11 protein-coding genes and 1 tRNA gene are annotated in these 11,066 nt (G+C 48.4%); 8 read left to right on the top strand and 4 right to left on the bottom strand.

The window, feature by feature from the left end; translation table 11 throughout:
• Nucleotides 1-189 precede the first annotated feature (189 nt).
• The 4 genes from KGF70_RS07640 (at nt 190) to KGF70_RS07655 (ending at nt 3,593) form a co-directional block, all read left to right on the top strand.
• Nucleotides 190-498 (top strand): hypothetical protein, encoded by a 309-nt coding sequence (locus tag KGF70_RS07640; protein WP_003637905.1) that lies wholly within the window; start codon nt 190-192, stop codon nt 496-498.
• Nucleotides 499-766: 268 nt separating this feature from the next.
• Nucleotides 767-1,189 (top strand): hypothetical protein, encoded by a 423-nt coding sequence (locus KGF70_RS07645; RefSeq protein WP_056952497.1) that lies wholly within the window; start codon nt 767-769, stop codon nt 1,187-1,189.
• The gene (locus KGF70_RS07650) at nt 1,190-1,942 is read left to right on the top strand and encodes a nitroreductase family protein (protein ID WP_216768247.1); all 753 of its coding nucleotides are present in this window, start codon (nt 1,190-1,192) and stop codon (nt 1,940-1,942) included.
• A 454-nt stretch (nt 1,943-2,396) separates the two neighbouring features.
• Nucleotides 2,397-3,593, top strand: a complete 1,197-nt coding sequence (locus tag KGF70_RS07655) for an MFS transporter (RefSeq protein ID WP_216786428.1) — start codon at nt 2,397-2,399, stop codon at nt 3,591-3,593.
• Nucleotides 3,594-3,689: 96 nt separating this feature from the next.
• Here the strand turns inward: KGF70_RS07655 and glpK are convergent, their stop codons facing one another.
• Nucleotides 3,690-5,186, bottom strand: coding sequence for a glycerol kinase GlpK (gene glpK, locus KGF70_RS07660; protein ID WP_216768250.1), 1,497 nt, complete (start codon nt 5,184-5,186; stop codon nt 3,690-3,692).
• A 305-nt stretch (nt 5,187-5,491) separates the two neighbouring features.
• On the opposite strand from glpK, the gene KGF70_RS07665 reads away from it, so the two are divergent.
• The 4 genes from KGF70_RS07665 to KGF70_RS07680 all read left to right on the top strand — a co-directional run bounded on the left by KGF70_RS07665 (nt 5,492) and on the right by KGF70_RS07680 (nt 7,603).
• A complete protein-coding gene (locus KGF70_RS07665) occupies nt 5,492-6,274 on the top strand; it encodes a hypothetical protein (protein WP_216768251.1) in 783 nt (260 codons plus the stop codon).
• 96 nt (nt 6,275-6,370) lie between these two features.
• A tRNA-Asn gene (locus tag KGF70_RS07670) sits at nt 6,371-6,442 on the top strand.
• 230 nt (nt 6,443-6,672) lie between these two features.
• On the top strand, nt 6,673-7,095 hold the full coding sequence (locus KGF70_RS07675) for a Spx/MgsR family RNA polymerase-binding regulatory protein (RefSeq protein ID WP_003637911.1): 423 nt from the start codon (nt 6,673-6,675) through the stop codon (nt 7,093-7,095).
• Between the two features lie 286 nt (nt 7,096-7,381).
• On the top strand, nt 7,382-7,603 hold the full coding sequence (locus KGF70_RS07680; RefSeq protein WP_003637912.1) for a hypothetical protein: 222 nt from the start codon (nt 7,382-7,384) through the stop codon (nt 7,601-7,603).
• A gap of 140 nt (nt 7,604-7,743) precedes the next feature.
• Here the strand turns inward: KGF70_RS07680 and KGF70_RS07685 are convergent, their stop codons facing one another.
• The 3 genes from KGF70_RS07685 to ppx all read right to left on the bottom strand — a co-directional run bounded on the left by KGF70_RS07685 (nt 7,744) and on the right by ppx (nt 11,066).
• On the bottom strand, nt 7,744-8,256 hold the full coding sequence (locus KGF70_RS07685; RefSeq protein ID WP_216768253.1) for a VanZ family protein: 513 nt from the start codon (nt 8,254-8,256) through the stop codon (nt 7,744-7,746).
• Between the two features lie 281 nt (nt 8,257-8,537).
• A complete protein-coding gene (locus KGF70_RS07690) occupies nt 8,538-9,935 on the bottom strand; it encodes a DHA2 family efflux MFS transporter permease subunit (protein ID WP_216768255.1) in 1,398 nt (465 codons plus the stop codon).
• A 177-nt stretch (nt 9,936-10,112) separates the two neighbouring features.
• The gene (gene ppx / locus KGF70_RS07695; protein ID WP_003637915.1) at nt 10,113-11,066 is read right to left on the bottom strand and encodes an exopolyphosphatase; all 954 of its coding nucleotides are present in this window, start codon (nt 11,064-11,066) and stop codon (nt 10,113-10,115) included.

Raw genomic sequence — 11,066 nt, forward strand, 5'->3', positions numbered from 1 at the left:
CATTTGAAATTGCGCAGTGGGTTTCTGCGTGAGTTCAAATCGATGTCCGCCCTGTTCCAGCGTTCTCAGCCAGCCCCGGAAGGCGAACTAGGACGCGCATCGGTTGACGAACAGGAATCCACTAAGTAAGTGGGCTTTGACACCGTCGCTGGCCCTCGCTATACTAAAGTTTGAAGTGAGGGATGACAGTTGAAAAATCATGAAGTGTTAGATTTGATTCAAGAAATTACCCGTAATGACGGGACAACTTACATGGAAATTGGCAATATGTTGATGAATGGTCGTGCCGAACTAGCTGCTGAACGGGGATTCATTAAGCAGGTCCGAATCTTGCAGTTGAATATTCCACATTCGACCCACGTGGTGAAATATGAGCAGTACATTAACGAAACCTTTACAATCCCGGATGAGAGTATGGATCATTGGGAAGAATGGACGAAGACACCGGAAATGCAAGAAGAAGTCGATATGATTTTGAAAGAAAACCATATTGGTTAAACGAAACACACCATCGTTCAGTGCATTACTGGTAGCAATTTAAGGGCATCATGATGGGTGACAGCGTGTTGAATGAGTCGCTTCAAACGCTGCGTTACAGGACATTCAACCACTCGATGCTAATTTAAATCAGAACCTAAGGAGAGTCGCCACAAGCAGACAGCGTTATGCTTGTGACGACTTTTTTTGGTGCCGTTGGGCGGGGAAAATAACTTACAAATCAAAAAATCCGTGGTATTATCGTTAAGCGTGCATAGGAGGGTGAGCCGTGACCGAATCATTATTACAATTTATTCAGAATCATTTTCAGACGCGTTTTCGGTTTCGCAACGGCTTTGAATCACGGTTGACCGTTCAAATCTTGACACGGCTAATCAGTGAGCATTCGGAAAGTTTATTATTAACGCGCCCAGAAATCGAGCGTTTGGCGGGGTGTTCCCTAGATGCGCCAGAACTGCGGCGCGAGTACTTCCCGAAGAGTGAAATGACGTTGTTAGAAACGGCGTTAGACGAGTTGACAACGCTCAGTGTCATGATGGTCCAAGATCAGGGACGGACCCGCTATCCCTTATTTCGGAGTATCCAACTTGACCAAGTGTGTCAGCGCATCGTTTTTAATTTGAATTTAGACGTTTTACCCCAATTAACCAGTTGGGCCCAAGAACTTCAGCAAGAACAGGAGCGATATTAAGTGGCAAGAAGTGTGATTGAAACCTTACAAGACCACCGGACTCGGCGGCTGTTCACGGATGAACCCGTCAGTGATGACCAGTTAGCCGAAATTATCACGATGGCACAACGGATGCCGACTAGTCAGTATTTACAAGCGTATAGCTTGATTGAAATTACCAAACCAGCATTGCGGCAGCAATTAGCTGAGATTACCACGATGCCAACGGTCGGCGAACATGGCCGACTATTCGTGGTATTAGCGGACCAGCACCGTAACGTTCAGTTGGCACCGGGCGCAACCACGCGCCAAGCGCTCAGTGAGTTTGATCGGTTCGTCGGCAGTATTGAAGATGCCACGCTGATGACCGCGGCAATGGTGATGGTGGCCGAAAGTCTCGGACTCGGGACGGTCGTGCTAGGGTCGATCAACAATGATACGCAAGCGGTCATTGACGCGTTGAAGTTGCCCGACTTGACCTTGCCAGTATTTGGCTTGCAGTTGGGACATCCGGCTGACGTGCCAGAAGTGAAGCCCCGGCTAGGTCTTTCAGCAGTATTGTTTAAGGATCAATATGCAGAACCGACCACGTATCAAGACGAGTTGACTCGTTTTGATGGCGTGTTGAATCAGTATTACCAACATCGTAGCAGTCATGCTCGGACCGAACATTTAGCCCACATGACGGCCGAAGCAACCCATTCAGCGGCCAAACGTCGGGAATTCTTGAATATTGCGCGTCGACAGGGGTTCTTGCCGGAACTAGATCACTAGTTAACGGGGGCAACTTGTTGCGACTAAGCGATATGAATCAGTATTGAATAGACTATAAATTAAGCGTTTGAAAGCCACGTCATCGAAGTTGAATCGATGGCGTGGCTTTTGGGCATGCTGTATGAGCACTGAGAGGAAGCGGCAGAGACGATGGCGTTTATTGGCGAAGCTTTCCAGGCTGATGATGAATGACTTCGATGATCTTGTGACAACTAATAACATCGACGAATAAGTTTTTAAGTTAAAATAAAATTAGTTATTCAAAAAACTCTCATTGTATTATAATTTAAAGCAAGCGTGATTCTGCCAATTCAAGCTGATGCTTGTTTTAGCGTTTCAGACGCGAACCAGATTCAACCGGCATAACTGTCCGTTGTGAGCAAACGCTGTTGGTGCAATAGTCAATTGGCAGTATCCGGCAAACATAATCATTTTTTGAGAGGGGGAATGACGATTGATCAATCCGAATTTTAGTAAACTGGTCTTTGGGCGGGCCATCGGTAATGCCGGCGATAGTATTTACATGATTGCGATGAACTGGTTTATTCTCAAATTAACCGATAGTGCCTTGTGGATTGGCATCATGAACGCAGCCATTGTGTTGCCAGGCATTCTACTGTTTTTATTTGGGAGTACGATCGACAAGCATTCCAAGCGTCGATTGCTGGTGGCCGTTGAGTTCTCACAATTAGTGGTCGTCGTATTATTGATTGCGGCATTGCTGGCGCACGTGAAGGTAGCGGGCGTCTACGTCATTTTGGTCTTCGTCGCAGCGTTGTTCGGCTCCTTGGCCTATCCCATTCAAGACGCCTTGGTGCCGTTGATTGTCAAAAAGGATGAACTAGTCCAGGCACAGGAATACATGTCGATTGCTTACAAGGGGACTGACTATGTGTTTAACGCGTTGTCGGGGTTCTTGATTGGGCTGTTGTCGGTACTCGGAATCCTTATTGCGGATGCAGCCACCTTCGTCGTGACGGTCCTGACGTTTAATCGAATCAAGGTGCACGAGCCGCACCACCAACCTGCTGAAACGTCTGAACCTTATTTTCAACAAGTACTGGTCGGCTTCAAAATCATTTCGAAAAATCGATTATTGGGCTTATTGACGTTTTCCAGTGCCGTTTTGAACTTCTTTTTCGGTGGGTTGAACACGTACGTGGTATTATTTGGCCGGCACTTTGGTGGTTCAATCTATTATGGGATTCTGGAATCAATGTCCGCAGTCGGGACGTTAGTGGGGATGACGTTGTTATACCGCAGTTTAAAACGATTGTCGGTTCGCGTTGCTTACCTGATTGGCAATCTAGGTTGTACGATATTCATGTTCTTGACGGTCGTCGCATTCAATCAATTTTGGGCGTTTGCGGTGGTCTATTTAGGAAGCTTTATTTTCTTAGGCTTGACCCAAGTGTATGAAACGCCAATGATTCAAGCCAGTGTGGCCGCAGATCAACTTGGTAAGGTCATGACTAGCTTTTATACCCTGGTCTCCATTACGCTCCCGTTAGGTTCAATCGCCTTTGCCTACCTAGCCGACCGCTTCGATTTACGACTCTTTCTCTTCTTATTCGGTGTATTCGACGCCGTGGTGTTCCTATTATTCGCGCTCAGCCGGTCCTTCAGGCGGGTGGATGACTTGCAATTATAATTAATTTGGCCGGTATACATATGGGGGCTGTGGTCAAATGAAAATCGGCGTTCCAACATCAGTGATTGCAATTGATGTTGGGACGCCGATTTCTGGTTAGTGTTTAAATAATTGCGCCGCTTTCACGGCCGTTTGCCAGCCCTGGTAGAGCGTCGTGCGTTGTTCTTCAGACATCTGGGGCTTGAAAACGTGGCCGGCTTGGTGAATGGCTTTGATTTCAGCTAAGTCTTGCCAATAGCCGACTGCGAGCCCCGCTAAAAAGGTGGCCCCGAGCGCTGTGGTTTCCAAGTCAGCGGCCCGAATGATTTCGACGTTCGAGATGTCCGCCTGAAATTGCATCAGCCAGTCATTACGGGTCGCACCGCCATCGACCATCAGTGTTGGCATGGTGATGTGGGCGTCGTGTTTCATCGTGTCGATGACGTCGCGGGATTGATAGGCCAGTGATTGGAGCGTCGCTTTGACAAAATCAGCCCGGGTCGTGCCGCGGGTCAAACCAAAGACGGCGCCACGAGTCTCAGAATCCCAGTACGGCGCGCCTAAACCAGTGAAGGCGGGGACGACATAGACTTCGTCGTGACTAGTGGCTTGACGGGCTAGCGTTTCAGATTCAGGGGCCGTTTCAATCAGTTGCATGCCGTCGCGGAGCCACTGAATCGCGGAACCGGCAACAAAAATCGAGCCTTCCAGGGCGTAATTGACTTCGCCGTTGAGACCGTAAGCAATCGTGGTTAGGAGATTGTGGTCGGAAAGTTGCGGTTGTTGGCCGAGATTCATCACGGTGAAGGCGCCAGTGCCGTATGTATTCTTGACCATGCCGGGTTCAAACGCCATTTGACCAAATAAGGCGGCTTGCTGGTCACCGGCCATCCCACTGATTGGAATTTGGCTGCCATACAGCAAGTAATCCTTGGTTGTGCCGTAAATTTCAGAGTTAGAGCGCACCGTTGGCAACATAGCAGTTGGAATTCGCAACAGATCTAGAATCGTCTGATCCCATTGAAGGTCGTGAATGTTGAATAGCATCGTCCGACTCGCATTCGTGTAGTCGGTGACGTGCGTCGTCCCCCCAGTGAGTTTCCAGACTAACCAAGTGTCAATCGTCCCAAAGAGCAGTTCGCCCCTTTCCGCTCGTCGTTGGGCGCCCGGAACATGGTCTAAGATCCACCGAATTTTGGTAGCCGAGAAGTAGGCGTCGGTCACCAGACCCGTGTGGCGATGAATCAGGTCCCCGTATCCGTCGGCGATAAGTTGTTCAGCCAGTGGGGCAGTTTGCCGGGACTGCCAGACGATCGCGTTGTGAATCGGAAGTCCGGTTTGTTTGTCCCAAACGACCGTTGTTTCCCGCTGATTCGTGATGCCAATGGCTTTAATTAGATTGGGTTTTAAGTCGGCTGAGATGAGCACGTCCGCAATCGTTGATGAGACGGCGTTCCAGATTTCAGTCGCATTGTGTTCGACCCAGCCAGGTTGGGGAAAGTATTGTGGAAATTCACGCTGGGCCTCGGCGACCTTTTGACCGGCGTGATTGAAAATAATGGCCCGGGTACTGGTGGTCCCCTCATCGATAGCCATAATATATTGCGCAGACATAGTTGTTCCTCCAAGTTGTTGAAATCGATAACATCAAGTTTGAGTCTAGCACGCTTAAGAAAATTTGTGAATAAATATCAAAAACTTAATAAAGCCGGCAGGAGTGCCAATCTGGCTGGATTTTTGACGGCTGCACCCATACCAATCCGGATTGATGGCGTAAGGGCTACCATCGCCAATAGATTAATAAGTCGATTGTACAAGCGTTAGTAACGGTATTGAACGAAGATTAAGGAATGTTTGAAAAATAGACCAATCTGATTATAATTGGGAGTCATATCATTGAGAAATGGAGGATTCCCACCATGCAAAAACACCGATTTTATTTAAAAGGCTCGGCTGCGGAAGTCGCCTGGCTCAATCGTCAAGCAGACGCTGGCTATCAACTCGCCGCCATTCATGGATGCACGTACCAATTCGAAGCGACGCCAACTGCAAAGCACGTGGTCGCTGAATACTTGCCAAAGACGACCTTAGACCTGATGACCCCCGTCTTTAAACCGTTCGCGACCCACGTCTTTCACGATGATTTGGCAGTGGTCTATTCCCCAGTGACACCGGAGCAACGGGTGGTCAATGATGATGTCCAGTACCGGTTAGCCGCTTATCGGCATGCGCGGGACGTCGCTCTGAATTGGCTGAATGGCTGGGTGCTCGCCATCTGGTTACTGATGAGTGCCGCAATCGTCTTGAGTTCTCAATTACAGGCGACACCACTTTTGACGCGGATTTTACTGACTAGTCTGGGCTTGGGTGCCGCTCTGATCGTCTTAGGAATCGTGATTGGTGCCCGCGCCGCATTGCGCTGCCACCGCGAAGTTTGCCGCTTGATTCAGGTGACCGGTGATGACCAAGATACCTGGAAACCAACTTTTCACGTGCTATTCAAACACCAAGCTGCGTTGCCAGATACGGAGCAGTGGGCAGACCTGGGCCAGTGGCAATTGACGATGCAAAACCAGCAGGGCGATTATTATTTTGATTTAAGAACGACTCTGAGTGAATTAGAGATTCGCCGCACGATTGCCAAGCTAGTCGCCGATAAGGACTTTACCGTCATGTCGTGGCTTGGTTTGTATTCCATTTGACCATTAAATAAAATCAATATGTGAAATTAGTGTGAATTATTTTAATAAACGCTTGTGTTTTATCAAAAAAGCGTGTATAAATAACGACATAGACATTGCCCGGTAGTTCAGCGGTAGAATAATTGACTGTTAATCAAGAGGTCGCTGGTTCGATCCCAGCCCGGGCAGTTGCTCAATGTCATGAATGGTTGTAGCGGTATCTTCAGAGATACCGCTTTTGTCGACATCATTACTAACCACTACCGGAAAATATTGGTTAATCGGATGTCCCGTAGCTTTAGAAAGTCTTAATTAAAAAAGTTCTGACAAACCTTGACTATTCTTGACTAAGCTCGTATACTTACTATATAAAAGTAAGTGGTGTAATGGCCCTTACTGAAACTTAGGAGGAATTCATCGTGACAGTAAACTTATATTATTCAACGTCCAGCAAGTCCAGTCGTAGTGCGCGCGCATGGTTAGTTGAAAATAACATTCCATTTAATGAACGCGACATTATTGCTAATCCTCTGGATCGCGATGAATTGAAACAAATCCTCCGGCTCACTGAAAATGGCTTCGAGGACATCGTTTCAACGCGTTCTAAGGCTTTTAAAGCATTGCACATTGATTTGGCGGACTTAGGTTTTAATCAGTTACTAGACCTATTAGTTGAAAAACCACAGCTACTCAAGCGGCCGATTATCTATGATGGTCGGCGACTCCAAATTGGGTATAACGAAGAAGATATTCGGGCATTTTTGCCTCGCTCAGTGCGTAAGTCTGAATTACGCGAAATTCAACAAAAACTCTATGATGACGACCAACAAGCAGTTGGCTAACCTTCATCATAACGTCGTTACAACTCGTAGCGGCGTTTTTTGTTTGCCATCAACTCGGCTAAGAAGACTAACCTCAATGCTTGCCTGAGTTGCAATTGCGAGTGACATTGGCCCGCGGCAAGTGGCGTCGGCGCCGGAATGTCAATGATTAGCGACCACTGCAATTGGACGGTACTTAACTAGTTACCATTCGACTTGGATCAAACTTGAAAAGGCAAATGATTTGGTAAGGAATGGTGAATTGTGTACAATGTAAAAAGAATGAATAGAAATGGAGCGCATCAACATGAGTGAACAAGACCAAACTGCTTGGGCGATTCAAGCATTAACAGACCTGCGCACGGCGGATAATCAAGTCGTCATCGATAGTGTCATCAAGGTGTTAGATGACCAGCAAGCTGAAATCGAAAGCTTACGCGGATCAATGGAAGGGCAGCTCTGGAGCCCGACTAGTTGGCATCAGGACCAACAAGCCCGCCACGCCGGTCAGGACAATTCTAAAGCTTAAGTGATCAAGCTGTATCAGCGGGTAACACCAGTAAAGCTTGGTCCTTGACCCCTGAGCACAGCATCAAAAAAGTCGCGACACGTACTTGTGAAAAGACGTGTCGCGACTTTTTTGTATGCCGATTTAGTTAGTGGCCATTTTTACTGATTCGTTGCCAACCGACCCTTGCGCAGACTGACCGCGTGCACGATCATTGCAATGACGGCACCGATTAGAATCCCCAGCGTATTGGCAACAACGTCGTTAATATCACTACTGCGATTGATGAGCCAGTGCTGCGACATGAAGTATTGTAAGCTCTCGATGCCGGCACTAATCAATAGGCCGGCCATCCCGATGCTGATCAATGAGCGTCGTTGGAAGCGCCGTTTGAGCCCCCAGCCTAATGGGATGGTCAATAAGATGTTTTCGAGAAAGCCAACGCCATGGAAGTACAGCCGCGTCAAGTTGACCTGACCAAAGCCCGCTGGCATGACGTACAGTGAATGACCATCAACGGACAGTGGTGTGAATAAAATCACGCTCAGTCCGAATAGGTAGGCGAGTCCGAGTAGTCGCCAACCACGCTGCTTCGCGTTACGGGTCGCAATTAAGATGACTAGGCAACTGACCGTTGTCAGTAATAAGATAAACATGAAAGGTTCCCAGCGCATGCCAACCACTCCTTTTCTGATTTAGGTGACGGAATTCGTCATCTGCTTACCCTTATCTTAGCGGAAGTGTCTGGAATGAAGTAGTTTCAAGATCAGCCTTAAAGAACCTTTTATGGATTTAAACAAAACCTAAGCAAATCAGTGTTGATGGCGAATGGATGAATCATCTGTTTGTCAGCGTTGGCTTAACGTTGACAAACAATCGAGTAGCGGATGAATCGGAGCCAGCACAGTTAATGAATAAACACGCAACCCGATGGCAATCCGGCGACTGTTCCTAATCAGGCCCGCTTATTGCGTTTAACAGTCAGCGCGAGTCCAGCCACTAGTACGATGACAACCAGGCTAAACCAGAGTGCAATCTGAGTCCCGACCGTGGTTTGAAACTTGCTGGCGGCGTGTGGGAAGACGGTGGCACCAAAGGTCATCAGGACGGCCATGATGGCAGTTCCCAGTGACCCCGCATACTGTTGCAAGGTGTTGAACAGCGCGTTACCATCGCCAATCAAGTGTGGCGGCAGTTGTTGTAAGCCATAAGTCAAGGCGTTGTTGAAGAGACAGGCAAATCCAATTTGGAAAATCACGAAGCCACCGACAATCAATGCGACTGACAGGTGACGAGCGGTTAAGGCCAAGCCTAACGTTGCGAGCACGATGAAACCACTCCCGATGAAAAACGGCAACCGTGCGCCTCGCTGGTCCATCAATTTACCAGCAAATGGCGAGATGATGGCGGCGCAGAGACTACCCGCCAGCAGCATGAGGCCTGAAATCAGGGCGTTTTTACCTAAGACTAATTGGGCGAAGTTCGGCAGGAGGAAGGTCATCCCAATCTGAATGAACTGAATCAAAAAGTAAATCAGCAGTGCGTGTGTGAAGTCGCCTTGTTTGAAAACGGTCAGGTTGATCAGCGGATGTGACGCTCGAGCAGCAATCATGATAAAGCCAATCAAAGCGACAATCGCTAGGAGAAGTGGCAAGCCGACATAAATTAGACTGAGACCGTGGCTGCTGAAGTTGTTGACGCCAAACAGCAGGCCGACCAGAGCAACGATGATGAGGATAAATTGGCTACCTGGGAAAGCTAACCGTTGCGGCGCGTGCGGTTGTTGGATGGCTTGTGCAGTGACCAACCACGCGATTAGACCAAATGGTAGGGTAATGCCAAAAATCAAGCGCCAAGAAGCGAGTTGGGTGACTAAGCCGCCGTACGTGGGTCCAAGCGAAGGGGCCAGGGCGATTAGCATACCTGCCGTCCCCGTGAAGCGGCCTTGGGATTCAAACGGGATTTGGGTCATGATTTGTGCGAAGACCAGTGGCAGTGCAAAGCCAGTCCCAATTGCTTGAATAATCCGGCCTAGCAGCAAGACCCATAGTGAGGGCGCCAGGGCACATAACAAACCACCAAGCACAAAGGCGCTACCACCAACATTGATAATCGTTTGCCAGTGAAAACGCGCTTGGATAAAGGCGGTGATCACCATCGTCGCAGCGACCGCTAACAAGTAAGCCGTGGTGACCCACTGCACGGTTTCGAGTGACGTGTTGAACTGGCGCATGAGTGTCGGAAACGTCACGTTCATCGACGTTTCGACTAGAATACCGCAAAAGGCGAGACTCGCTGCGCCAAAGATGGCGGCCTTGGTCCGCGTTGTAATTTGAGTTGAATTTGATGACATATAAAAACCTCCAGTGATCAAGGCCAGCTCGTTTCTGATGTGAAACGATGCTTTTCTTGGTCAACGGAGGTTCCGTGGCAAAGATATACAAGCATTTAAAGACGACCTTGAGTCATAATTGATTGCTTTAATGATGCTTTAAGCTTAGCATAATCTTTTTTGGATTGTCAGTAAAACTTACTCACTAACTTTTGCGTTTTGTTCAGCCAAGTTGGTTAAGTGTTCGAATAGGATTCCTTCACGCAAGCCATTCTGGGAGAAAATCATCCGGTCAGAGTCTAAGAAACGCATCAGACTGATGGCGGGGACCATACCACCGACGATAATGTCGGCCCGGTCCTTGGCGAGTCCCGGAATCGCAGCCCGACCAGCCGCATCTTGTGCGATGACGGTATTAAACGTGTCGTAAATCGCGTTATCGCGCAGTCGGTAGCCATGAATATCCTCAAAATTCAAAATATTACATTGGCGCCGGTTGATTTTCGCTAACGTCCGGTTACTGCCACCTAAGCAGACGAGGGGCAAGTTCAGGCCGTTGCGTAACCACCAAACGCTATTAAAAATTTTATCAACAAAGGTCATCGTTTGGAATAACTGACTCGCGCTGACTTGGTCATTGAGGCCAAATTTTTCAGACAGGCTCACCGCGCCAATCGGGAGGCTGATCAATTCCTTGGCCTGGCCATTGGTGATCAAGACGAGTTCGCAGCTACCACCGCCAGTATCGACCATCACACAGTTAGTCGTGGGCAGGGTGTTCACAACGCCGAGATAGTCGTAGTAAGCCTCAGTAGTGCCCGGAATCACTTCAATATCCAATCCGACTTCACTTTTGACCCGCTTGAGGAACTTCTTTTGATTACTAGCTTTACGGGTCGCAGCCGTGGCGACTGCTTTAATCGTTAGGTTGGGCAAAGTTTCGTAAACGGCTGCAAAGGATTTGAGGGCCGCAATGGTGCGGTCGATGGCATCTGGTTGTAAGGTCGGTTTGTCCGTCGCGTTTTCGTTAGCGGATAGCCGCACCATCTCCTTTAAGCGGTGCGTCACGGTGTAACTGCCATCTTCTTGAATCTGCGTAATCGTCATTCGACACGAGTTAGAACCTAAGTCAATGACCGCGAAATTTTCCAT

This window comes from Lactiplantibacillus sp. 7.2.4, from assembly GCF_018991185.1.
Lineage (GTDB): Bacteria > Bacillota > Bacilli > Lactobacillales > Lactobacillaceae > Lactiplantibacillus > Lactiplantibacillus pentosus.

Coding starts and splice junctions, on each gene's coding strand:
- KGF70_RS07685 (WP_216768253.1), bottom strand. CDS start 8,256: ATGCGCTGGGAACCTTTCATGTTTATCTTATTACTGACAACGGTCAGT.
- KGF70_RS07665 (WP_216768251.1), top strand. CDS start 5,492: ATGCAAAAACACCGATTTTATTTAAAAGGCTCGGCTGCGGAAGTCGCC.
- KGF70_RS07690 (WP_216768255.1), bottom strand. CDS start 9,935: ATGTCATCAAATTCAACTCAAATTACAACGCGGACCAAGGCCGCCATC.
- glpK (WP_216768250.1), bottom strand. CDS start 5,186: ATGTCTGCGCAATATATTATGGCTATCGATGAGGGGACCACCAGTACC.
- KGF70_RS07680 (WP_003637912.1), top strand. CDS start 7,382: ATGAGTGAACAAGACCAAACTGCTTGGGCGATTCAAGCATTAACAGAC.
- ppx (WP_003637915.1), bottom strand. CDS start 11,066: ATGGAAAATTTCGCGGTCATTGACTTAGGTTCTAACTCGTGTCGAATG.